This is a genomic window from Kluyvera intermedia (assembly GCF_021440345.1).
GTDB lineage: Bacteria > Pseudomonadota > Gammaproteobacteria > Enterobacterales > Enterobacteriaceae > Kluyvera > Kluyvera intermedia_A.
In genome coordinates this window covers 102,448-124,568 of the sequence record NZ_JAKCNS010000022.1, presented here as the reverse complement: position 1 = coordinate 124,568, position 22,121 = coordinate 102,448, and the positions used below count along the sequence as shown (strand labels likewise).

Below are 22,121 nucleotides of genomic sequence, written 5' to 3'. Positions count from 1 at the left end.
AAGCCCATTTCGTGAGTCACCACCATCATCGTCATTCCTTCGTGGGCCAGTTCTACCATCACGTCCAGCACTTCGTTGATCATCTCAGGATCGAGCGCAGAAGTCGGTTCGTCAAACAGCATCGCGACCGGATCCATACACAGCGCACGGGCAATCGCCACACGCTGCTGCTGGCCGCCTGAAAGCTGGGCCGGGAATTTATTGGCATGAGCGGAAAGACCCACGCGCTCAAGCAGCTTTAAACCTTTATCACGGGCGGCGGCTTTATCGCGCTTAAGCACTTTCACCTGCGCCAGCGTCAGGTTTTCGATAATCGACAGATGCGGGAACAGTTCGAAATGCTGGAACACCATGCCGACGTGAGAACGCAGCTTAGCGAGATCCGTTTTCTTGTCGTTGACCTGGGTGCCGTTGACCAGAATCTCACCCTGCTGGACTGGTTCCAGGCCGTTCACGGTTTTGATCAGGGTGGATTTGCCGGAACCAGACGGCCCGCACACCACCACCACTTCGCCTTTTTTCACTTCCGTGGAGCAGTCGGTCAGCACCTGAAAGTGGCCATACCATTTAGAAACATTTTTCAGGGTAATCATTACACGGTCCTTTTCTTCAAGTAGCTGACCAGCAGCGAGGCGCTAAGGCTAATCACAAAGTAAACAAAACCAGCAAACAGGATCATTTCCACCTGGGTGCCATCACGCTCGCCAATCGTTGAGGCGGTACGGAAGAAGTCCGCGAGGCTCAGGACGTACACCAGCGACGTATCCTGGAACAGCACTATGCCCTGGGTGAGCAGCAGCGGCACCATGGCGCGGAACGCCTGCGGCAGAATGATGAGCTTCATCGACTGCCAGTGGGTCATCCCCAGCGCTAATGCAGCGCTAGACTGCCCGCGGGAGATGCTCTGGATACCGGCGCGGATAATCTCCGAGTAGTAGGCGGCCTCAAACATCGAAAACGCCACCATGGCCGAGATCAGGCGGATATCGCTTTTTGGCGACAGCCCCAGTACGTTTTGCAGAAAACCCGGCACAATCAGATAAAACCACAGCAGCACCATTACCAGCGGCACAGAGCGGAAGACGTTGACGTAGGCTTTGGCAAACCAGGCAATTGGTTTGAATGTCGACAGACGCATTACCGCAAGGATAGTGCCCCAGACAATACCAATGATAATTGCCGTCACGGTAATTTTGAGCGTGATAACCAGACCTGCCAGCAGGTAGGGCATCGACGGGACGATAGAACTCCAGTCAAATTCGTACATTATTTACCCCCCAGATTGCCCGGCAGGCGGATTTTACGTTCCACCACCGCCATCACCAGCATAATTACGGCGTTAATCAATACGTAGGCGACAGTGATCGCCGTAAAGGATTCCCAGGCGTGCGCGGAGTAATCCAGCAGTTTACCTGCCTGAGCGGCCATATCGACCAGACCAATAGTTGAGGCGATGGCCGAGTTTTTCACCAGGTTCATCATCTCAGAGGTCATTGGCGGCACGATGACGCGGTAGGCGTTCGGCAGCAGCACGTAGCGGTAAGCTTGCGGTAGGGTTAGGCCCATCGCCAGCGCGGCATTTTTCTGCCCGCGCGGCAGCGACTGAATAGCCGCGCGCACCTGCTCACAGACGCGGGCGGCGGTGAACAGACCCAGACAGATCATTGAGGAGAGGAAGAACTGAATGTTGGGATCCAGCTCGGACTTAAACCACATTCCGAGGTTTTCCGGCAGCAGTTCCGGCACCACAAGGTACCAGGTAAAGAACTGCACGATCAGCGGGACGTTACGAAACAGCTCTACATACAAGGTGCCAAGCATCGATAAAAAACGATTGGGCACGGTACGCAGAATGCCAAACAGTGAACCGACGAGGAAAGCGATAATCCATGCGGTAATAGAAAGCGCCACGGTGACCTGGAAACCGCTCCAGAGCCAGCCGAGATAGGTGGTGTTGCCGAATGGGGCCTGTTGTAAAAAGATACCCCAGTTCCAGTCTATGGACATAAATGGACTCCAGAAAAAAAAGGGTAGCAGGATTCCTGCTACCCTCGAAGATTGTTGAACAGCGTTTTTGCGGTATTCAGGCCAGGTGGGGAACGACCACCTGACTTATAGTCTGTCCGTGCTGAACTACAATCGAGAGGGCAGATTATTCCGCCCTGTTGTTTTAATTAGTTAAGTGCTTTGTCATTTGGCGTTTTGAACAGCGCTTTCATCTCTTCAGACAGCTCGAAGTTCATATTCAGGTTTTTCGGTGGAATTGGGTTTTTGAACCACTTATCAAACCACTTCGCCGCTTCGCCTGAGGTCTGTGCCTGAGCGATGGTATCGTCCATCAGTTTTTTGAAGTCAGGGTCATCTTTACGCAGCATGCAGCCGTAGGCTTCCTGGGACTGCGGCTTGCCGACGATCTCCCAGTTGTCCGGTTTCTTGGCTTTCGCACGTTCACCCGCCAACAGTGCATCATCCATCATAAAGGCCACCGCACGACCGCTTTCCAGCGTACGGAAGGAGTCGCCGTGGTCTTTGGCGCTGATGATGCGCATATTCATTTTTTGCTCGTCGTTCAGCTTATGCAGCAGAATTTCTGAGGTGGTACCGGAGGTGACAACGACGGCTTTATCTTTCAGGTCCGCGAAGTCTTTAATTGCGCCGCCTTTTTTCACTAACAGACGGGTACCGACTACGAAGATAGTGTCAGAGAAAGCGGCCTGTTTCTGGCGTTCGAGGTTGTTGGTGGTGGAACCACATTCAAAATCGAAGGTGCCGTTTTGCAACAGAGGAATACGGTTCTGGGAAGTGATAGGAATCAGCTTCACATCCAGTTTCGGGTTGTTCAGTTTTTTCTTGACGGCTTCAACGATGGCGTTGGAGTAGTCCTGAGAATAACCGACCACTTTTTGCTGGTTGTCATAATAGGAAAACGGTACGGAAGATTCACGATGGCCGACGACGATGACGCCGTTTTTCGCGATTTTATCCAGAGTCGATTGCTGCTGTGCGGCATCGGCTGCAGGTTTTGCGTCTTCTGCATGTGCCAGACCTGCGCTCGCACCCAGAACCAGCATGGCGGCGGCCAATTTACGTAATTGCATTTCCAACTCCTTTATCCTCTGCATCGGCAATGATGCATTGATACCCATTGTGATTGTCGTGTTGTTATAGGCTGCACTTTTCGTCAGCAGCGTTATGTGTGTTTGTTAGCATTTAGTTTGGCTTAATGTAAAGATTTTGCTGCATTATTGTTTATTTTTGCGAAGTGCGCCGCACCGCTTTGAGGCAAAAAACACCACTTGCACAATAATGGTGCTACCGATGTCTTTTTGTGGTGCAACCGGGTTGCGCTTATCAGTGTGATGCAGCCTCTTGATTATATTAAGCAAGTGGCGTGCCAGAACGGATTGTCAGAGAAGGGTAAATGCGGGAAATGCGGCACTTACCCGGCTACAAACGTGAATGAATTTAGCCGGGCAAGCGCCAGAGTGCTAAGAGATTAACGGCGGCGCTGACGCAGGCTCATCACCAGTGCGCCAAAACCAAACAGCACGGTAATTGCCCACAGCGTCCAGTCACCGGTCCGCGCGTAAGGCGTTAAACCGGTGGTTGGCGTGACCTTCGCGGTCAGTACCTGACGGGTGAACTGAGGGATCATCGCCTGGATTTCACCGCGCGGGCCAATCACGGCGGTAATGCCGTTGTTGGTGCTACGCAGCAGCGGGCGAGCCAGCTCCAGCGCACGCATACGCGCCATCTGGAAATGCTGCCATGGGCCGATGGACTTACCAAACCACGCGTCGTTAGAGATAGTCAGCAGGAAGTTAGTGTCCGGGCGGAAGTTGTCGCGCACCTGCTGTCCGAGAATAATCTCGTAGCAGATGGCCGCCGTCAGCTTCAGGTTATGCGCCTGAAGCTGTGGTTGAACATAAGGCCCACGGCTGAATGACGACATCGGCAGGTCAAAGAACGGCGCTAACGGACGCAGAATCGACTCCAGCGGGACAAACTCGCCAAACGGCACCAGATGGTTTTTGTTATAGCGGTTGCGTGACTCATAGCTGTACGGGCTGTCTTTACCCAGCGCAATGATGGTGTTGTAGGTGTCGTAACGGTTCTGCTGGTTCAGACGCGAGTCAACGATGCCGGTAATTAGCGTGCTGTTTTTGGCCCGCAGTAAATCATCCATCATGCTGAGGAAACGCTGCTGGTTAATTTCCAGATCGGGAATGGCCGACTCTGGCCAGATGATAAGCTCAGACTTGCCCATCACCTGTTCGGTAGCATCGAGGTAGACTTTGAGCGTATTGAGCAACTGATTTTCATCCCACTTCAGCGCCTGTGGAATATCGCCCTGTACCATGGAAACCTGAGTGGTTTTATCGGTTTGTAGCGTATACCACTGGATGTAGCGTAGCGGGAAGGGGAGGGCAAATAACACTGCACCAACCACCAGAGGACGCCAGTTGCGAGTGACCAGCGCCAGCGCCAGCAGGCCGCTTACCGCCATCAGCAGGAAGTTAATCGCCCCGACGCCCATCACCGGCGCCAGACCTTGCAACGGGCCGTCTATCTGGCTATAGCCGAACTGTAGCCACGGGAAGCCGGTGAGCACCCAGCCGCGCAGGAACTCGGTGAGTTGCCAGACGACGGGGGCGGCAATCGCCACGCGGAGCCAGTTGGTTTTCGGCCATAGGCGCGACAAAATGCCGGCGAACAGGCCGGTATACAGCGAGAGATAGGCGGTCAGCAGGACCACGAGGAACACGTTGACCGGGCCCGGCATACCTCCAAATTGCGCGATACTGACGTAAACCCAGTTGATGCCGCTGCCAAACAGGCCAAAGCCCCAGGCGTAACCAATCGCGGCGGCCTGCACCGGGCGACGGTTTAGCGTCAGCGCCTGCAAACCTAGCAGCGAGACTATCGCCGCCGGCCAGATGTCATAAGGAGAAAAAGCCAGCGTTCCGCTGGCTCCGAAAAGTAGCGCCAGCAGCAGACGAATGCGCTGGCGTTCAAGCAGTGAGGCAAATGCCATGGAGATTATTCATCCAGTTTCGGTTGAGGGGAATCGTCCGGAATTTTAACGTGAACCTGAATAATACGACGGCTATCGGCCATGGCTACCTTAAACTGGTAACCATCAATGTCGATGGTCTCACCGCGCGCAGGCAGATGCCCGAAGGCCTGCATCACCAGACCGCCGATGGTATCGACCTCTTCATCGCTGAAGTGGGTGCTGAACGCCTCGTTGAAGTCTTCAATCGACGCCAGCGCGCGCACAGTCCAGGTGTGACGGCTGAGCTGACGGAAGTCGATATCGTCCTCTTCGTCATACTCGTCTTCAATTTCCCCGACGATAAGTTCAAGAATATCTTCAATCGTCACCAGACCAGAAACGCCGCCAAACTCATCGATAACGATGGCCATATGGTAGCGCTGGGAGCGGAATTCCTTGAGCATCCGGTCAACCCGTTTGCTTTCCGGTACGACAACCGCGGTGCGTAACACTTTATCCATGCTGAAGGCTTCGGAATCGCTGCGCATAAACGGCAGCAGGTCTTTCGCCATCAGAATCCCTTCAATGTGATCTTTGTCCTCGCTGATAACCGGGAAACGCGAGTGGGCGGACTCAATGATGACATCGAGACATTCGTCCAGGGTCTGGTTGCGTTTCAGGGTGATCATTTGAGAGCGCGGGATCATAATATCGCGGACGCGCTGGTCGGCGATATCCATTACCCCTTCAAGCATATCGCGCGTATCTTCATCGATAAGCTCGTTCTGCCCGGAATCACGGATCAGCGCCAGGAGATCGTCACGGTTTTTCGGTTCACCGTGGAAAAGCTGGCTGAGTAAGAGGGAGAAGAATCCCTTTTTGCTGTTTACTGTGTCACTACTGTGTGAATTGTCGTCGCTCATGGCGTCGTTTGGGTTCTCATGTTGGTTTAATTGTCGCTCGTCACGCGTAAATTCAGCGCCGGACGGCACGTAAAAGAATCGGGCCGCAGCCCGATGCTTTATTCTTTCTCGGAAATGTACGGATCCTCATAGCCCAGAGCAAGCATTATCTCTGTCTCGAGGCTTTCCATCTCTTCCGCTTCTTCATCTTCGATATGATCATAGCCCAATAAATGCAGGCTCCCGTGGACGACCATATGCGCCCAGTGGGCCTCCAGCGGCTTGTCCTGTTCGACGGCTTCCTGTTCAACCACCTGACGGCAGATGATTAAATCGCCCAGCAGCGGTAGCTCAATGCCCGGAGGTGCTTCAAACGGGAACGACAGCACGTTGGTCGGTTTGTCCTTACCGCGATAGGTGAGGTTCAGTTCATGACTTTCCGCCGTATCGACCAGGCGAATGGTCACTTCTGACTCTTCCTGGAACTGTGGAACTACGGCATCAAGCCACTTCTGGAACTGACTTTCTTCTGGCAGACCGGTGTTGTCTTCACAGGCCAACTGGAGATCGAGGATCACCTGACTCATTTCTGCTCCTGCGCCTGAGCTTCGCGTTTACGTTCCGCGGCCTGCTCGGCTTTACGTTTTTGATCGGCTTCTTCCCACGCCTCATAGGCGTTAACGATACGGGCAACCACCGGGTGGCGCACAACGTCTTCGCTGTGGAAGAAGTTAAAGCTAATTTCATCGACTTCAGCCAGCACTTCAATAGCGTGGCGGAGGCCAGATTTGGTGCTGCGCGGCAGGTCAATCTGGGTGATGTCACCGGTGATGACCGCTTTTGAGTTAAAGCCAATGCGCGTCAGGAACATCTTCATCTGTTCGATGGTGGTGTTCTGGCTCTCATCAAGAATAATAAACGCGTCGTTAAGCGTACGGCCGCGCATATAGGCCAGCGGAGCCACTTCAATGACGTTGCGCTCCATCAGCTTTTCAACCTTCTCAAAGCCGAGCATCTCGAACAGCGCGTCGTACAGCGGGCGCAGATACGGGTCAACTTTCTGGCTGAGATCGCCTGGCAGGAAGCCGAGCTTTTCACCGGCTTCAACCGCCGGACGGGTCAGCAGAATACGGCGAATCTCCTGGCGTTCCAGGGCATCGACCGCGGCCGCTACGGCAAGGTAAGTCTTACCGGTACCCGCAGGGCCCACGCCGAAAGTGATGTCGTGGTCAAGAATATGGGCAATATACTGCGCCTGGTTTGGCGTACGCGGTTTAATCACCCCACGCTTGGTTTTGATATTGATAGCCTTGCCGTACTCCGGCACGCTGTCCGCGCTCTGTTCCAGCACGCGCGCTTCTTTGATAGCCAGATGAATCTGCTCAGGCTCAATGTCCTGAATCTGGCCGCGCATTGGAGCGGTATCAACATACAGGCTGCGCAGAATGTCGGCAGCGGCGGTCACGCAGATAGCGCGTCCCGTCAGTTTGAAATGGTTATCGCGGCGGTTGATTTCGATGCCCAGTCGTCGCTCCAGCTGTTTGATATTGTCATCAAACGGGCCACACAGGCTCAGCAGACGGGCATTGTCGACTGGCTCCAGGGTAATTTCGCGAGTGTCTATGTTCAAACTGTTCCTCTTATGCGTGAGTTGCCGGAAGACAAGCATTTACCGGCTGATAAAGGAATTATTCACGCCGATAGAAAAAGGCGCAAGCATTGCAATAAATATGGGGATGGCAGAAGGAAATACAAGGCCCGTCAGAGTAGACGGGCCATGGGGATTAAGGCTGATAAATCCCGACGCCAAGGTCGCTTTCTTTGCGGGTTCGGGCAATCACCGACTCCGGTGACTCCACAATGCGCAGACCCATCTCTTCCTCGGTGCGCACCAGTTTGCCACGCAGCGAGTTGGTGTAGACGTCCATGATTTCGACATCGACGAATTTACCAATCATATCCGGGGTGCCTTCGAAGTTCACCACGCGGTTATTTTCGGTTCGGCCGGTCAGCTCCATAATGCTTTTACGCGAGGTGCCTTCAACCAGAATACGCTGCACGGTGCCCAGCATCCGGCGGCTCCAGGCCATTGCCTGTTGGTTGATACGCTCCTGCAAAATGTACAGACGCTGTTTCTTATCTTCTTCCGGTACATCGTCAACCATATCGGCCGCTGGCGTGCCTGGACGGGCGGAGAAGATAAAGCTGAAGCTCACGTCGAAGTTAACCTCACCAATCAGCTTCATGGTCTGCTCAAAGTCCTGGCTGGTTTCGCCCGGGAAGCCGACGATAAAGTCTGAGCTAATCTGAATATCCGGGCGCGCTTCACGCAGCTTGCGGATAATCGATTTATACTCCAGCGCGGTATGCGTACGGCCCATCATATTCAGGACGCGGTCAGCACCACTTTGAATCGGCAGATGCAGGAAGCTGACCAGTTCCGGCGTATCGCGATACACCTCAATAATATCGTCGGTAAACTCGATAGGATGGCTGGTGGTGAAACGCACGCGGTCAATGCCGTCAATCGCGGCAACTAAACGCAGCAGCTCGGCAAATGAACCGGTGGTGCCGTCGTAGTTTTCGCCGCGCCAGGCGTTGACGTTCTGCCCAAGCAGGTTTACTTCGCGCACACCCTGTGCCGCTAACTGGGCGATTTCAAACAGGATGTCGTCACAAGGACGGCTCACTTCTTCACCGCGGGTGTATGGCACCACGCAGTAAGTACAGTATTTGTTGCAGCCTTCCATGATAGAAACGAAGGCGGTCGGGCCATCGGCACGCGGCTCAGGCAGGCGATCGAATTTTTCAATTTCCGGGAAGCTGACGTCGATGATGGGCTTACGGCGATCGCGCATGCCCCGAATGGAGTCGATCATTTCCGGCAGGCGGTGCAGGGTTTGTGGGCCAAAAATGATGTCTACGTAATGGGCGCGCTGGCGGATCAGTTTGCCTTCCTGAGAAGCCACGCAGCCGCCGATGCCGATGATGACGTCCGGTCTTTTGGCCTTAATGAGCTTCCAGCGCCCGAGCTGGTGGAATACTTTTTCCTGCGCCTTCTCGCGAATCGAGCAGGTGTTCAGCAGCAGCACGTCGGCTTCATCGGCATTTTCAGTCAGCTGATAGCCGTGGGTGGCATCCAGCAGATCGGCCATCTTGGATGAATCGTATTCGTTCATCTGACAGCCCCAGGTTTTAATATGGAGTTTTTTTGTCATCGACTTGCTCTTGCTTAATTATTATTCGCCAACATTGCAGGGCGCGTATTGTAATGCTTTGGTGGGGTTGTGACCAGAGTGACGGTTATTCGCCTCAAGTCCGGAAAAGTCCGGTAAACTGGAGGGATTCAGGTTTAAGGATAATAAATGATGACAATTCTACACGCAGATGTTGCCGTCGTTGGCGGCGGAATGGTCGGCGCAGCGTTAGCGTTAGGGCTGGCGCAGAATGGTTTTACGGTCGCGGTGCTGGAAAAAAATGCCCCGCCGGCCTTTGACCCGTCTTCGCAGCCTGATGTGCGGATTTCAGCTATCAGCGCCTCTTCTGTTTCCTTATTACGTAGCCTGGGCGTCTGGGATGCGGTGTTGGCCATGCGCGCGCACCCGTGGCGGCGGCTGGAAACCTGGGAGTGGCAGAACGCGCACGTGGTGTTTGATGCCAGCGAACTGAAACTGCCCAACCTTGGTTATATGGTCGAAAATAACGTGCTGCAGCTGGCATTGTGGCAGGCACTGGAGGCTCATCCACAGGTGACGCTGCACCACGGGACATCGCTTGAGTCGATGCATCAGCAAGATGAGGGACAGCTCCTGCATCTGGCCGACGCGAGCGATATTCACGCGAAGCTGGTGGTGGGAGCTGATGGCGCAATGTCGCAGGTACGGCAACTCGCGGGCATTGGTATTCACGGCTGGCAGTATCCGCAATCCTGTATGTTGATAACCGTCAAGTCCGAAAACGACCCCGGTGACAGCACCTGGCAGCAGTTTTCGCCAACCGGCCCTCGTGCCTTCCTGCCGCTGTTTGATCATTGGGCATCGCTGGTGTGGTACGACACACCGGCACGTATTCGTCAGCTCCAGTCGCTTTCGATGCCGCAGCTCAAGCGAGAAATTGCGGCTCATTTCCCGGCGCGATTAGGTGATGTCACGCCGGTGGCTTCCGGTGCCTTTCCACTGACCCGTCGTCATGCCCAGCAGTACGTGCAGCCGGGGCTGGTATTGGTCGGCGATGCTGCGCACACCATTCACCCGCTGGCGGGGCAGGGCGTCAATCTGGGTTATCGTGACGTTGATGCGCTGTTGGATGTATTGGCGAACGCGCGTAGCGTCGGAGAAAACTGGGCCAGTCTGCCGGTGCTGCAACGCTATCAAGCGCGTCGTAGGGTGGATAATTTACTGATGCAAAGCGGAATGGATCTGTTCTATGCCGGGTTCAGTAACGATCTGGCACCATTACGCGTGCTGCGTAATGTCGGTCTGATGGCGGCGCAGCGTGCGGGCGTGTTGAAACGCCAGGCGCTGAAGTACGCATTAGGGGTGTAAACCAAAGACAATCCCGGGCGAGCATAGTGACCCCGGGAAATGGGGATATCAGTCGCAGAGAAGAGAGGGCGGGATGATTCGACGGGTACAAAAACAAAAAAAGCTCGCCGAAGCGAGCTTTTCGAAAATGGCTGGGGTACGAGGATTCGAACCTCGGAATGCTGGTATCAGAAACCAGAGCCTTACCGCTTGGCGATACCCCAACGGGTGCGTCTGCTAAAGCAAACGACTTTTTGAAAATGGCTGGGGTACGAGGATTCGAACCTCGGAATGCTGGTATCAGAAACCAGAGCCTTACCGCTTGGCGATACCCCAACAATTTTTTTTCGAATTTATCGATTAAATCGAGAAATTCTGAATTTGGTGGCTACGACGGGATTCGAACCTGTGACCCCATCATTATGAGTGATGTGCTCTAACCAACTGAGCTACGTAGCCGATACTAACATATTCTTCGATGGCTGGGGTACCTGGATTCGAACCAGGGAATGCCGGTATCAAAAACCGGTGCCTTACCGCTTGGCGATACCCCAATACCGTCGCGGCAATCCGCAAATATCGAAGAAAATATGGCTGGGGTACCTGGATTCGAACCAGGGAATGCCGGTATCAAAAACCGGTGCCTTACCGCTTGGCGATACCCCATCCGTGCAACGCTTACGGGTGAATGGTGCGGGAGGCGAGACTTGAACTCGCACACCTTGCGGCGCCAGAACCTAAATCTGGTGCGTCTACCAATTTCGCCACTCCCGCAAAAAAGATGGTGGCTACGACGGGATTCGAACCTGTGACCCCATCATTATGAGTGATGTGCTCTAACCAACTGAGCTACGTAGCCATCTTTTTTTCGCGTTACCTTATCGGCGTTGCGGGGCGCATTATGCGTATTGAGCCCAATACCGTCAACACCTTTTTCAATGAAATTCACTGGAATGTGACTGTTTGGTTAGGTTGCGAACAGCATGGCGCAATAATCGGCAATTATTGGTTATTTACCGTTATTCAGTGCGGTGAAAGTACCCGCAATCCATAAAGGGTTATCGGGTTAATACGCTGACGATAGAAACAACCGGGCCACCGACTGTACGCTTTAATGCACCAAAAGCCAGCGTTTTCAATAAATGACCGGCGCCAACGCGTAATGTGTTCTCTATATAGCTTTTATCTTTTTGGCTGCTCAGCCACTGCGCCTGTTCCAGCTGTGTTAATAGCTCGCTGGATGAAACGCGTGAGGAGTCGAAATTGATGGCTACCGATCCTGCATATAAACGGTGGACGATCTCCTGGATACCGTCGCGGGCGCGTAGGGTTTCGATAAGTCGCGAAACTTCCTGCGGATGGCGCTGGATCCAGCTGGAACGGATACGAATGCGATTGGGGGTCTGGTGCAGGTAAGGAGTCATAGCCGCCTCATTTTACTTATGTAGTAGTAATGAGAGTAATTTATATTTGCATTACACCCGTGTCCAGCGCTCACCGCACTCAGTGCAAAAAAGAATCGCACCCTGGCTTTTGATACACCGCAAAAGAAGGTCGATTAGCACTGTCTGGTGCTCTACATCTGTGATTTGATTAATACCACTTATAAATATCTGGGTATTAACTGATATGCCTGCCGAATCTTTTGGCGACTTACTGACGCTGCGCCGCTTTGTTGAAGTGGCACACCATATACCCGGGCGTTTACGCCTGCGTTTTTCTAACAAGCTGATTGCCAGCCTGAGTCAGGGCAAGCTCAAACAGCTTGATGCTTATTGCCACCCTGAAGGGTACCTCCGGCGTTATCAGATCAATAGCGATAGCGGCTCCATCGTCCTCGAATACGATGCGGCAGCTATTCGCCCACAGATTTTAAATCAACTGTTTGGTCATGACGGCGAACAAGCGCAACAAGCGCTGGAGCAACTCGCCGCCATTCTCGATCCCTCTCACTAAATGAATAAGGGCAGTCATCATGAGCACTAATGACACCAACGCGCAGCAGGTACCACCAGCAGGCTACTACCCGCCATACGGCTATCCGTGGTACCCGTACCCGCCAATGCCGCAGGGCATGGCCTGGCCGCAGAATGGACAGATGCCGACTCAGCCGCAGGTTCCGCCGCAGCCGCAAATGCAGATGCCACCGCAGATGGCGATGGGTTTTCCTCCGATGGGCTTCCCGCAGGGGGCCGTGCCACCGCAGTTTCCTCAACCGCATCACCCACATCACCAGCATCATCATGCTGCTGCGCCGGGCGTTGACTGGAGTCAGTATGCACAGCATGTGGTCGATGGCGCGATGGGCGATCAGGCAGGCCTGCTGAAGAACATCATCAGCACCGTGGGGATGGACGATAAAGAATTCTGGAAAGGGGCAATGGTCGGCGCGGCCGTCACGCTGCTACTGACCAACGATTCCGTGCGTGGCATGTTGATGCAGACGCTGGCTGGTGCTGGCGACATGCTGAAAGCGGGCTCCAGTAAAGTGAAAGATGGCGTGAAAAACGGTTCTGAGGCTATTAAAGACACAGCCACCTCCAGCGCCGCGATTTTCCGCGACACCATGAAGGCGGGTAAAGACGGTTTCCAGGAATCCGTTGAGCGTCATCGTCAGCCTACTGCCATGCCATTTGACGATGAGGGCGTAGCGGATGAACAACAGCCGTGACAGAAATAGCCGGGTAAGCCGCGCCGCCGTTGCCGGCGCGCTTGTCGGCGGAAGCGCTGCCTGCCTACGGGAATGGCAGCGTTATCAGCAGAGCGAACAAACGCTGAACGAAGCGGCCTGTACGGTGATAAAGGAGACGGCAAAAGCCAGCCTTATCAGCGGCACGGTGATGGCGATTGCGGATGCCAATAAAGCCCGCCCGCTGGAGTCCGTCCTGACTATTATCGGGGTAGGCGCCGCTTCACTTTATCTGATGGATGCGATAGCTAAGCGAGGAAAAAATGAATCAGCCTGAGTACCTGTATAACCCGTACACCGGGATGTGGGAACCGAACCCAGCGGCGATGCCGGTACAAATGCCAGCGGCCACCAATAGCCGTACGCATCTGATTACGGGTCTGGTCGCGGGGGCTGCTATCACCTATCTGTTGACCAATCGTAACGTGCAGCAAGGGATCACCAATACGGCAAGCAAAGCCTGGGGAACCGTACGGGGCGAAATGGAAGAATTGAAGGAACGCGTTGCGGACCTACAGGCAGAGGTCGATTACTACCGCAGCCAGAATAAGGATGATATCGCGTGAGTGCTGTAGGCGAACGTGTGGTTATCGTTCACCAGATCCCAGGACGCGTACGCCTGCGGGTATCCGCGCTGAAAGATTACCCTGATGCCGCAGGATGGCTGAAACAGCAGATCCTCACCTTTCCCGGCGTTAGCGGCGTACGTATTCGTCCTTCAGCGCGCAGCGCGGTGATTGAATGGGATCGCGCGCGGACCTCAGCGGCGGACATCGTGGCGGCGGTGAGTGAGCTTGACTGGCAGACGGCGGACGACATTGAGTTTGAAACCGAGTATTGCGGCGGTGACAACCTGCTCAATCTCGCAGGTCTGGCGCTGACGCAGGTTTTACCTGACCGCTGGGCGCGTCTGCCGGCGGCGCTGCTGACGGCACCGACTATCCTGGAAGGGGCGCATACTTTAAGCCAGGGCCAACTCAAGGTTGAAGTACTGGATGCGCTGGCTCTCAGCCTGTCGATGCTGCGGGGCGATAACCGTACCGCCATGCTGACCCAATCGTTGCTGACGCTTGGCGAATACATGGAGCAGGAGACCAGCCGTCATTCCGATGCGCTGTTAGCCGATCTCATGCAGCCGCGCGAGCATCCGGTATGGGTGGAACGTGCGGGTGAAAGCGTTGAGATCAACAGCAGCGAGCTGGTGACTGGCGACGTGATGCTGCTTGGCCCGGGAGACAATATTCCGGCAGACGGTACCGTATTGCGCGGTGTGGCTCAGGTCAATCAGGCGTCGATGACCGGTGAAAGCGTGCCGGTGCGCCGCGAAGCGGGTTCATGGGTTTATGCGGGAACGCAAATCCAGGAAGGGAACGTGGCGATAACCGCCGAGCAGGTGGGCGAATCTTCTTCTACTGCGCACATCCGCCGTTTTATCCGTGATTCCCTGACCCAGCGTAGCGAAACGCAGCAGGTCACGCAGCAAATGGCCGACCGCCGCGTGGCGATCACGCTGGGCGTCGGTGCCGCTGTGTTCGCGATGACCCGCAGCTGGGAGCGCCTGGCATCGGTATTCCTCGTTGACTACTCCTGCGCGTTGAAGCTCAGCACGCCTATCGCCTTTAAGTCGATTATGTATCGTGCCGCGCAGAGCGGACTGTTGCTCAAAGGCGGCAGGGCGATTGAGAAGCTGGCAGACGTCGATACGGTGGTGTTTGATAAAACCGGTACCCTGACTCACGACCAGATGCAGGTCACCGACGTTATCAGCTTCAACGACCAACTTGTGCAGGCTAAGCGTCTGCTGGCGATTGCTGCGTCGGTGGAAGAGCACAGCAACCATCCGCTGGCACATGCGGTGGTCGCGGCGGCAGAGCACCATGAGCTGCCGCATATTCCGCACGGTGAAGTGGAATACGTTATCGCCCACGGCCTGCTATGCGCGCTGGAAGATCATCAGATGGTGATCGGTAGCCGCCACTTCCTCGACTGTCACTACGATATTGATTTCTCACCGTATGAGGATGAAATCAACGAGCTGGAAGCGAAGGGGCGTCACCTGCTGTTTATCGGTTTCGACGATCAGCTGGTGGGGATGATTGGTCTCCAGGATCATCTGCGTGATGAGGCTTCCGAGGTCATTGCTCAGCTCAAAGCATCGGGTATTCGTCAGGTGGTACTGCTGACCGGCGACCGCGCGGAGAAAGCCTGCCAACTGGCAGAGCGCGTGGGCATCGACCGCTACGTTGCTGAAGCGACGCCGGAAAGCAAAGTTGAGGTTGTGCGGGCCTTGCAGGCGGCGGGGCATAAAGTTCTGTTTGTCGGCGACGGGATTAACGATGCGCCGGTGCTGACTCAGGCGGATGTGGGTTTAGCGATGAACCAAAGCACCGAGCTGGCGCAGCAGGCGGCTGATGCGGTGCTGTTGCAGGATAATCTGCACGGCGTTATCACCGCCCGCCAGCTATCAACGGAAGCGATGAAGCTGGTGAACAGCAACATCAAGCTAACCGAGTGGACTAATAGCGCCATTATGCTGGCGGCCGCACTGGGCTGGCTGTCGCCGGGCGCAAGTGCGATGCTGCATAACGGCACCACGCTGGGTGTGCTATTGCGTTCGCTGGCAGCGAAGAAGGGTCGCGGGGAGTAGACTTAACCCTCGCCCAAAAAAAAGCCCCCTGATGTCACCATCAGAGGGCTTTTCTATTTAAGCATCACGCTGACTAATATGCAGACTGGTGCACGCCTACCGCACGGCCTGACGGGTCGTCCATGGTTTTGAACGCTTCATCCCACTCAATTGCTTTTGCTGAAGAGCATGCCACGGACGGGCCACCAGGGACACACTCTGCGGCGCTTGGTACCGGGAACAGTTCTTCAAAGATTTCGCGGTACAGATAGCCTTCTTTTGAGGTCGGTGTGTTGTACTGGAAGCGGAAATGCGCCGTCTCCAGCTGTTGGTCAGTAACCTGTTTCGCCGCGACTTCTTTCAGCGTATCAATCCAGCTGTAGCCGACACCATCAGAGAACTGCTCTTTCTGGCGCCATGCCACGCTTGCTGGCAGATAGGATTCGAAGCACTCACGCAGCACGTGTTTTTCCATTTTGCCGTTGCCGCACATTTTATCCTGTGGGTTGATGCGCATCGCCACGTCGAGGAATTTCTTATCCAGGAACGGCACACGCGCTTCCACGCCCCAGGCGGACATCGCTTTGTTTGCACGCGCACAGTCGTACATATGCAGCGCCTGCAGCTTACGCACGGTCTCTTCATGCAGCTCTTTGGCGTTTGGCGCTTTATGGAAGTACAGGTAGCCGCCAAATACTTCGTCAGACCCTTCGCCGGACAGCACCATCTTGATGCCCATCGCTTTGATTTTACGCGACATCAGATACATCGGCGTGGAGGCGCGAATAGTCGTCACATCGTAGGTTTCAATGTGGTAGATAACGTCGCGAATCGCATCCAGACCTTCCTGCACGGTGAAGTGAATTTCATGGTGCACGGTGCCGAGGTGGTTTGCCACTTCCCGAGCTGCTTTCAGGTCAGGGGAACCCTCAAGGCCAACGGCGAAGGAGTGCAGCTGAGGCCACCAGGCTTCTGAACGTTCCTGATCTTCCACGCGGCGTGCGGCGAATTTCTTGGTGATAGCCGAAATAACGGAAGAATCCAGGCCGCCGGACAGCAGGACGCCGTAAGGCACGTCGGACATCAGATGGCTTTTCACCGACTCTTCCAGCGCCTGGCGCAGTTCGTTTTTGTCGGTAACGTTGTCTTTCACCGCGTCATAGTCGAACCAATCGCGCTGATAATACTGGCGAATTTCGCCGTCTTTGCTCCACAGGTAGCTACCGGCCGGGAACTCCTGAATGGTGCGGCAGACCGGCGTCAGCGCTTTCATTTCAGACGCGACGTAGAAGTTACCGAATTCATCATGGCCCATATACAGCGGAATAATACCGATATGGTCACGGCCAATCAGGTAAGCATCTTTTTCGCTGTCGTACAGGGCGAAGGCGAACATGCCTTCCAGCTCGTCGAGGAAGTCCGGACCTTTTTCCTGATACAGTGCAAGGATCACTTCACAGTCAGAACCGGTCTGGAACTGATAGCGATCGGCGTATTCTGCACGCAGCGCCTGATGGTTGTAGATTTCACCGTTGACTGCCAGGGCGTGCGTTTTCTTTTCGTTGTACAGCGGCTGAGCGCCGGCGTTGACGTCAACAATCGACAGGCGTTCATGTGCAAGAATGGCTTTGTCGCAAGCGTAGATACCGGACCAGTCTGGGCCACGGTGGCGCATCAGGCGGGAGAGCTCAAGCGCTTTTTTACGCAGCTCGCCCGCGTCAGTTTTAATATCCAATACACCGAAAATAGAACACATAGACTTCTCCGTTAACCCTGTGGTGTTGTGCTGTTTTATTGTGTGGCGCTGCGCTATCGCGGTGCCTTTGCATGACTAAAAAAATGCCGTAAAGGGGCGATGGGTGCAAGGCTTTTTCGGCCTCGGGAAGAAATAATTCAATAGGGGTTAATGAATACTAAAAAATACGTATGTGAATCTCTCTATTATTGATGGATCATCATTTTTATTGCGATTTTTTTGACGATTCAACTTCTTCAGGTGCGAATAGATAGCGAAGTCGCCAGGCATTGCAGGGGAACGTGCGTGACAGCTAAAGAGTTGCATGAAGAAAAGAGGGAAGGGAGTGCGGTAAATCAGGCCGATGCCCGGCTGGGCATCGGTATTGCCGTTATGGATGACCACGGCAGGAAAATTAGATTATCTCGATTTCGGCGACCGACGGGTAAATCCACGATGGCCTGAACGGCATATTGTCGATGTCATCGATGGTGGATACGCCGGAGAGGACCAGAATCGTTTCCAGCCCGGCCTGGAAGCCAGCCAGGATGTCGGTGCGAAGATTATCGCCCACGATAACCGTCTGTTCCGAGTGAGCCTGCATCTTGTTGAGCGCGGCGCGGATAATCCACGGGCTGGGTTTGCCCACGACGAATGGTTTCCGGCCAGAGATTTTTTCGATACCTGCGCAAAGTGCGCCACAGGCCGGGTAATACCCACGGCCATGGGTATCCGGGTTCGTGGCGATGAAGCGTGCGCCATTGGCCACGAAGAATGCGGCCTTGTGCATCATATCCCAGTTAAAGGAGCGGGTTTCGCCGACGATAACGAAATCCGGGTTGACGTCGGTAATGGTGAATCCGGCTTTATACAACTCATGGATCAGCGCGCCTTCGCCGACAACATAGGCTTTTTTCCCTTCCTGGCGACGCAGAAAATCGGCGGTTGCCATGGCGGAGGTGTAAAACACGCTGTCCGGGACGTCGATGCCCGCAGTGGCGAAGCGGTTCGCCAAATCCTGACCTGTCTGTGAAGGGTAGTTGGTCAGACAGACAAACGGCATACCTTTATCCAGTACGCGCGCGACGAATTCTGCCGCGCCCGGCACGGCTTCGTTGTCGTGCATCAGCACGCCGTCAATATCACAGATTACATTCTGAATGGTCATGGACTTCCTGGCGTTTGTATTAAAGAGGCGTAATTATACACGTTATCCCCAGCATTACCTCTTACGACTAGCCTTCCAGCAAATGCTGCAGCAAAGAGCCGTTTAGCATCGCCCGTTTTACCAGCGCAAAAGCACCAATCGCCGAGCGATGGTCGAGAGTCGAACGTACGACCGGTAGATTTTTACGAAACGCCTTCAAAACCTGAGTGTTAATGCAGCCTTCAATCGCGGGCAGCAGCACGCGGTCGGCCTCAATAATTTCGCCGGCTATCACTACTTTCTGCGGGTTGAACAGGTTAATGGCGATAGCGATGGTTTTTCCCAGATGACGCCCGACGTGCTCGATCACTTCAGTCGCCAGCGGGTCGCCTTTATTGGCAGCCTTGCAGATGGTTTTGATATGGCAATCGTCCAGCGTTAACCGGCTATGATAGCCCTGCTCCAGCAGATGACGAACGCGTTGCTCGATAGCGGCGTTGGCGGCGACCGTTTCCAGACAGCCAAAGTTACCGCAGTGGCAGCGCTCGCCGAGCGGGTCGACCTGAATATGGCCGATTTCGCCGACGTTACCGTTACGGCCGATAAAAATACGCCCATTGGAGATGATCCCGGCACCTGTCCCGCGGTGTACGCGCACCAAAATGGAGTCTTCGCAGTCATGACTTGCCCCAAAGTAGTGCTCGGCGAGCGCCAGACTACGGATATCATGACCGACAAAGCAGGTGACTTTAAACTGTTTTTCCAGCGCTTCAACCAAACGCCAGTTTTCGACCGGGATGTGCGGCATATAGCGGATTACGCCGCTTTCAGGATCGACGAGGCCCGGTAGGATGACCGAGATGGCAATCAGCTCGCGGATTTTGCGCTGGCACGATTCAATAAACGTCGCAATGGTGTTAAGCAGCGCATGTTCCAGCGTCTCCTGAGTGCGCTCAGGCAGCGGATAGTGCTCTTCAGCCACCACTTTACTGCTCAGATCGTACAGCGTGAGGGTCGTGTCATGACGGCCAAGACGAACGCCGATGGCGTGGAAATTGCGGGTTTCGGTGATGATAGATATTGCGCGGCGGCCCCCGGTGGAGGCCTGCTGATCGACTTCTTTGATCAGTCCGCGCTCAATAAGCTGACGCGTGATTTTGGTCACGCTGGCGGGCGCAAGCTGGCTCTGCTCGGCAATCTGAATACGCGAGATTGGCCCATGCTGGTCAATCAGGCGGTAAACGGCCGCGCTGTTTAACTGTTTTACGAGGTCAACATTACCAATTTGAGCTTGTCCGCCTGATGTCATACTTTCTCTTACTCAGTAACGACCTCGTTGCCATTAACGATGGTCTTGATGATTTTAAAATCGTGGGTGAACGCAGTGAGGTTCGCCACTTTGCCCGGTGCGATGCTGCCCAGCTGTTTGTCGACGCCAATCGCGCGAGCAGGGTAGAGGGTTGCCATGCGCAGTACTTCGTCCAGCGCAATATTGGCGTGATTGACCAGGTTACGCACCCCTTCAATCATGGTCAGGGACGAACCGCTCAATGTCCCGTTTTCATCAACACAGAGTCCATTGCGGTAGTATATTGTTTTACCAGCAAAAATGAACTGCTCAATATTGGCACCCGCCGGCGCAGTTGCATCGGTGACGAGGCACAGTTTATCGCCTTTTAAGCGCTTGGCGTTACGGATATTGATGTAGTCAACGTGCAGACCGTCGGCGATGATGCCGCAGTAAATTTCGTTGGCATCAAGGATAGCGCCGGTCAGGCCGGGTTCACGGCCTGACATATACGGCATGGCGTTAAACAGGTGCGTTGCAAAAGAGATGCCTGCGCGGAAACCGATACGTGCCTCTTTCGCCGTGGCGTTGGAGTGGCCCGCAGATACCACGATACCGGCATTGGCCAGTTGGGTAATCACGGCGGGGTCTACCATTTCCGGTGCCAGAGTGACTTTGGTGATAACGTCAGCGTTATCGCACAGGAATTGCACCAGTTCGGCGTCAGGTTTACGCACGAAGCTTGGGTTGTGCGTCCCTTTTTTGACGATGTTCAGCCACGGGCCTTCAAGGTGCAGACCGAGCGCTTGATTAGGGTGTTTAGCCAGATATTCGCGCATCACGCGTACGCCCTGTTTCATCAGGTCGTCGCTGGTGGTGATGAGCGTTGGCAGGAAGCTGGTACAGCCCGATTTCTCGTTGGCTTTCTGCATGATTTCCAGCGTTTCAACGGTCACCGCTTCGGCGGTATCGTTGAACTGCACGCCGCCGCAGCCGTTAAGCTGAACGTCGATAAAGCCAGGGGCGAGTATGGCGCCATTAACGGAACGCTGTTCGACGTTCGCTGGTACATCAGCCAGTGGGCAAATACGTTCAATAAGGCCATTGGCGACGATAATCGCATGGTCATCCAGAATTTCGTGACCGGTATAAATCCGGCCATGGGTTAATGCATACATTACGACCCCCGGTGTTCAAAAATGTTGTCCCGCGGCGAGCCACGGGACGGTAAGACAATTACAGACCTTTGATATTTTCCGCTTCGAGCTCGTTGAAATACTTCAGGGTCTTGACCTTCAACTCCATGGTGGAAGGTTCATCGCAGACGATCAGTGATTTCGGGTGCAGCTGCAGACAGGTAATGGTCCACATGTGGTTAACGTTACCTTCAACCGCTTGCTGCAGAGCCAGCGCTTTCGGCGCGCCCTGAACCAGGATCATCACTTCTTCCGCATCCAGAAGCGTACCTACGCCTACGGTCAGCGCATATTTTGGTACCATTGCTACGTCGCCGTCAAAGAAGCGAGAGTTCGCCACGCGGGTTTCGTGCGTCAAGGTTTTGATACGGGTACGGGAAGAGAGGGAAGAGGCCGGTTCGTTAAACGCGATATGACCGTCGTTACCTACGCCACCCATAAACAGGTGAATTTTGCCGTATGAACGGATTTTTTCTTCGTAGCGACGACATTCTGCATCAACATCCGGTGCATTGCCGTTCAGCAGGTTGATGTTTTCTGCTGGAATATCGATATGATCGAAGAAGTTACGGTTCATAAAGCTGTGATAGCTTTCAGGATGCTCTTTCGCCAGACCTACATATTCGTCCATATTGAAAGTGACAACGTGCTGGAAACTAACCTGGCCCGCTTTATGCATTTCAACTAAAACTTTATAGGTCGCCAGCGGAGTACCGCCGGTTGGCAGGCCCAGCACGAACGGACGGTCCGCGGTAGGTTTAAATGCGTTGATACGGTTAACGATATGGCGAGCTGCCCATTTGCCGACTTGCTCAGCGTTAACGAGAGGAATCAGTCTCATTCTTCACCTCAATATGTAAAATGTAAGATGTTGGCGGATGGCATCTCCATGCATGCTCTAAGCGTAACCTGTTTACATCGACAGGGAGCGATCCGTTTTGATTTTTTGAATGATAAAATAAGTTTTCATAGTTAGCCAGTGAAAGGGAGTGGTGTTGACAATTTTTGGTGACAATAGT

At 54.3% G+C, this 22,121-nt stretch carries 21 protein-coding genes and 7 tRNA genes; 6 read left to right on the top strand and 22 right to left on the bottom strand.

Annotated features, from left to right (window positions below; translation table 11 throughout):
• The 9 genes from LZ634_RS07810 to miaB all read right to left on the bottom strand — a co-directional run.
• Positions 1-593, bottom strand: a 593-nt coding sequence (locus LZ634_RS07810) for an amino acid ABC transporter ATP-binding protein (protein WP_234503662.1), incomplete at its 3' end; no start/stop codon positions are given.
• Positions 593-1,267, bottom strand: a complete 675-nt coding sequence (gene gltK, locus LZ634_RS07805) for a glutamate/aspartate ABC transporter permease GltK (RefSeq protein ID WP_234503661.1) — start codon at positions 1,265-1,267, stop codon at positions 593-595. The genes LZ634_RS07810 and gltK, both read right to left, overlap by 1 nt.
• On the bottom strand, positions 1,267-2,007 hold the full coding sequence (locus tag LZ634_RS07800; RefSeq protein WP_234503660.1) for an amino acid ABC transporter permease: 741 nt from the start codon (positions 2,005-2,007) through the stop codon (positions 1,267-1,269). Before LZ634_RS07800 ends, gltK begins: the two co-directional genes overlap by 1 nt.
• 167 nt (positions 2,008-2,174) lie before the next feature.
• Positions 2,175-3,098 carry an amino acid ABC transporter substrate-binding protein gene (locus tag LZ634_RS07795; RefSeq protein ID WP_234503659.1) on the bottom strand — a complete coding sequence of 308 codons (924 nt, stop codon included), beginning with the start codon at positions 3,096-3,098 and terminating at the stop codon, positions 2,175-2,177.
• 398 nt (positions 3,099-3,496) lie between these two features.
• Positions 3,497-5,035, bottom strand: coding sequence for an apolipoprotein N-acyltransferase (gene lnt, locus LZ634_RS07790; protein ID WP_234503658.1), 1,539 nt, complete (start codon positions 5,033-5,035; stop codon positions 3,497-3,499).
• A 5-nt stretch (positions 5,036-5,040) separates the two neighbouring features.
• Positions 5,041-5,919 (bottom strand): CNNM family magnesium/cobalt transport protein CorC, encoded by an 879-nt coding sequence (gene corC, locus LZ634_RS07785; protein ID WP_052284875.1) that lies wholly within the window; start codon positions 5,917-5,919, stop codon positions 5,041-5,043.
• Between the two features lie 98 nt (positions 5,920-6,017).
• A complete protein-coding gene (ybeY, locus tag LZ634_RS07780) occupies positions 6,018-6,485 on the bottom strand; it encodes an rRNA maturation RNase YbeY (protein ID WP_234503657.1) in 468 nt (155 codons plus the stop codon).
• Complete coding sequence (locus LZ634_RS07775; RefSeq protein ID WP_234503656.1) at positions 6,482-7,528, bottom strand: PhoH family protein; 1,047 nt, start codon at positions 7,526-7,528, stop codon at positions 6,482-6,484. Before LZ634_RS07775 ends, ybeY begins: the two co-directional genes overlap by 4 nt.
• A gap of 154 nt (positions 7,529-7,682) precedes the next feature.
• Positions 7,683-9,116: a tRNA (N6-isopentenyl adenosine(37)-C2)-methylthiotransferase MiaB gene (gene miaB, locus LZ634_RS07770; RefSeq protein ID WP_234503655.1), complete on the bottom strand. Its 1,434-nt coding sequence runs from the start codon at positions 9,114-9,116 to the stop codon at positions 7,683-7,685.
• Between the two features lie 150 nt (positions 9,117-9,266).
• Here miaB and ubiF point away from each other — a divergent pair, with 150 nt between their 5' ends.
• A complete protein-coding gene (ubiF, locus tag LZ634_RS07765; protein WP_234503707.1) occupies positions 9,267-10,442 on the top strand; it encodes a 3-demethoxyubiquinol 3-hydroxylase in 1,176 nt (391 codons plus the stop codon).
• 128 nt (positions 10,443-10,570) lie between these two features.
• Here ubiF and LZ634_RS07760 read toward each other — a convergent pair.
• The 8 genes from LZ634_RS07760 to LZ634_RS07725 all read right to left on the bottom strand — a co-directional run bounded on the left by LZ634_RS07760 (position 10,571) and on the right by LZ634_RS07725 (position 11,845).
• A tRNA-Gln gene (locus LZ634_RS07760) sits at positions 10,571-10,645 on the bottom strand.
• Between the two features lie 37 nt (positions 10,646-10,682).
• Positions 10,683-10,757 (bottom strand) — tRNA-Gln (locus tag LZ634_RS07755).
• 46 nt (positions 10,758-10,803) lie between these two features.
• Positions 10,804-10,880 (bottom strand) — tRNA-Met (locus LZ634_RS07750).
• Between the two features lie 20 nt (positions 10,881-10,900).
• A tRNA-Gln gene (locus LZ634_RS07745) sits at positions 10,901-10,975 on the bottom strand.
• A gap of 37 nt (positions 10,976-11,012) precedes the next feature.
• Positions 11,013-11,087: transfer RNA gene (locus tag LZ634_RS07740), tRNA-Gln, on the bottom strand.
• 23 nt (positions 11,088-11,110) lie between these two features.
• Positions 11,111-11,195, bottom strand: a tRNA-Leu gene (locus LZ634_RS07735).
• 8 nt (positions 11,196-11,203) lie between these two features.
• Positions 11,204-11,280 (bottom strand) — tRNA-Met (locus tag LZ634_RS07730).
• Positions 11,281-11,479: 199 nt separating this feature from the next.
• Positions 11,480-11,845, bottom strand: a complete 366-nt coding sequence (locus LZ634_RS07725; RefSeq protein ID WP_234503652.1) for a hypothetical protein — start codon at positions 11,843-11,845, stop codon at positions 11,480-11,482.
• A gap of 205 nt (positions 11,846-12,050) precedes the next feature.
• Between LZ634_RS07725 and LZ634_RS07720 the strand changes: the two genes are divergently transcribed.
• Genes LZ634_RS07720 through LZ634_RS07700 form a run of 5 tightly spaced genes read left to right on the top strand, consistent with a single transcriptional unit; the run spans position 12,051 to position 15,757 of the window.
• On the top strand, positions 12,051-12,377 hold the full coding sequence (locus LZ634_RS07720) for an HMA2 domain-containing protein (RefSeq protein WP_234503650.1): 327 nt from the start codon (positions 12,051-12,053) through the stop codon (positions 12,375-12,377).
• A 19-nt stretch (positions 12,378-12,396) separates the two neighbouring features.
• On the top strand, positions 12,397-13,092 hold the full coding sequence (locus LZ634_RS07715; protein ID WP_234503648.1) for a hypothetical protein: 696 nt from the start codon (positions 12,397-12,399) through the stop codon (positions 13,090-13,092).
• Complete coding sequence (locus LZ634_RS07710; RefSeq protein ID WP_234503646.1) at positions 13,076-13,387, top strand: hypothetical protein; 312 nt, start codon at positions 13,076-13,078, stop codon at positions 13,385-13,387. The genes LZ634_RS07715 and LZ634_RS07710 overlap by 17 nt, the downstream gene beginning before the upstream one ends.
• Positions 13,374-13,676 carry a YtxH domain-containing protein gene (locus LZ634_RS07705; protein ID WP_234503644.1) on the top strand — a complete coding sequence of 101 codons (303 nt, stop codon included), beginning with the start codon at positions 13,374-13,376 and terminating at the stop codon, positions 13,674-13,676. The genes LZ634_RS07710 and LZ634_RS07705 overlap by 14 nt, the downstream gene beginning before the upstream one ends.
• Positions 13,673-15,757, top strand: a complete 2,085-nt coding sequence (locus LZ634_RS07700; RefSeq protein WP_234503640.1) for a heavy metal translocating P-type ATPase — start codon at positions 13,673-13,675, stop codon at positions 15,755-15,757. The genes LZ634_RS07705 and LZ634_RS07700 overlap by 4 nt, the downstream gene beginning before the upstream one ends.
• Before the next feature lie 73 nt (positions 15,758-15,830).
• Here LZ634_RS07700 and asnB read toward each other — a convergent pair whose 3' ends face one another.
• The 5 genes from asnB to nagB form a co-directional block, all read right to left on the bottom strand.
• Complete coding sequence (gene asnB / locus LZ634_RS07695; protein WP_234503637.1) at positions 15,831-17,492, bottom strand: asparagine synthase B; 1,662 nt, start codon at positions 17,490-17,492, stop codon at positions 15,831-15,833.
• Positions 17,493-17,886: 394 nt separating this feature from the next.
• Positions 17,887-18,639: an HAD-IIA family hydrolase gene (locus tag LZ634_RS07690; protein WP_234503634.1), complete on the bottom strand. Its 753-nt coding sequence runs from the start codon at positions 18,637-18,639 to the stop codon at positions 17,887-17,889.
• Between the two features lie 67 nt (positions 18,640-18,706).
• Complete coding sequence (nagC, locus tag LZ634_RS07685) at positions 18,707-19,927, bottom strand: DNA-binding transcriptional regulator NagC (RefSeq protein WP_234503631.1); 1,221 nt, start codon at positions 19,925-19,927, stop codon at positions 18,707-18,709.
• A gap of 8 nt (positions 19,928-19,935) precedes the next feature.
• Positions 19,936-21,084 carry an N-acetylglucosamine-6-phosphate deacetylase gene (gene nagA / locus LZ634_RS07680; RefSeq protein ID WP_234503629.1) on the bottom strand — a complete coding sequence of 383 codons (1,149 nt, stop codon included), beginning with the start codon at positions 21,082-21,084 and terminating at the stop codon, positions 19,936-19,938.
• 58 nt (positions 21,085-21,142) lie between these two features.
• Positions 21,143-21,943 carry a glucosamine-6-phosphate deaminase gene (gene nagB, locus LZ634_RS07675; protein WP_234503627.1) on the bottom strand — a complete coding sequence of 267 codons (801 nt, stop codon included), beginning with the start codon at positions 21,941-21,943 and terminating at the stop codon, positions 21,143-21,145.
• Positions 21,944-22,121: the final 178 nt, after the last annotated feature.

Excerpts from the sequence above, each read along its gene's own strand:
- gltK (WP_234503661.1), bottom strand. The coding sequence starts at position 1,267 with ATGTACGAATTTGACTGGAGTTCTATCGTCCCGTCGATGCCCTACCTG.
- LZ634_RS07800 (WP_234503660.1), bottom strand. The coding sequence starts at position 2,007 with ATGTCCATAGACTGGAACTGGGGTATCTTTTTACAACAGGCCCCATTC.
- LZ634_RS07795 (WP_234503659.1), bottom strand. The coding sequence starts at position 3,098 with ATGCAATTACGTAAATTGGCCGCCGCCATGCTGGTTCTGGGTGCGAGC.
- lnt (WP_234503658.1), bottom strand. The coding sequence starts at position 5,035 with ATGGCATTTGCCTCACTGCTTGAACGCCAGCGCATTCGTCTGCTGCTG.
- corC (WP_052284875.1), bottom strand. The coding sequence starts at position 5,919 with ATGAGCGACGACAATTCACACAGTAGTGACACAGTAAACAGCAAAAAG.
- ybeY (WP_234503657.1), bottom strand. The coding sequence starts at position 6,485 with ATGAGTCAGGTGATCCTCGATCTCCAGTTGGCCTGTGAAGACAACACC.
- miaB (WP_234503655.1), bottom strand. The coding sequence starts at position 9,116 with ATGACAAAAAAACTCCATATTAAAACCTGGGGCTGTCAGATGAACGAA.
- ubiF (WP_234503707.1), top strand. The coding sequence starts at position 9,267 with ATGACAATTCTACACGCAGATGTTGCCGTCGTTGGCGGCGGAATGGTC.
- LZ634_RS07725 (WP_234503652.1), bottom strand. The coding sequence starts at position 11,845 with ATGACTCCTTACCTGCACCAGACCCCCAATCGCATTCGTATCCGTTCC.
- LZ634_RS07720 (WP_234503650.1), top strand. The coding sequence starts at position 12,051 with ATGCCTGCCGAATCTTTTGGCGACTTACTGACGCTGCGCCGCTTTGTT.
- LZ634_RS07715 (WP_234503648.1), top strand. The coding sequence starts at position 12,397 with ATGAGCACTAATGACACCAACGCGCAGCAGGTACCACCAGCAGGCTAC.
- LZ634_RS07710 (WP_234503646.1), top strand. The coding sequence starts at position 13,076 with ATGAACAACAGCCGTGACAGAAATAGCCGGGTAAGCCGCGCCGCCGTT.
- LZ634_RS07705 (WP_234503644.1), top strand. The coding sequence starts at position 13,374 with ATGAATCAGCCTGAGTACCTGTATAACCCGTACACCGGGATGTGGGAA.
- asnB (WP_234503637.1), bottom strand. The coding sequence starts at position 17,492 with ATGTGTTCTATTTTCGGTGTATTGGATATTAAAACTGACGCGGGCGAG.
- LZ634_RS07690 (WP_234503634.1), bottom strand. The coding sequence starts at position 18,639 with ATGACCATTCAGAATGTAATCTGTGATATTGACGGCGTGCTGATGCAC.
- nagC (WP_234503631.1), bottom strand. The coding sequence starts at position 19,927 with ATGACATCAGGCGGACAAGCTCAAATTGGTAATGTTGACCTCGTAAAA.
- nagA (WP_234503629.1), bottom strand. The coding sequence starts at position 21,084 with ATGTATGCATTAACCCATGGCCGGATTTATACCGGTCACGAAATTCTG.
- nagB (WP_234503627.1), bottom strand. The coding sequence starts at position 21,943 with ATGAGACTGATTCCTCTCGTTAACGCTGAGCAAGTCGGCAAATGGGCA.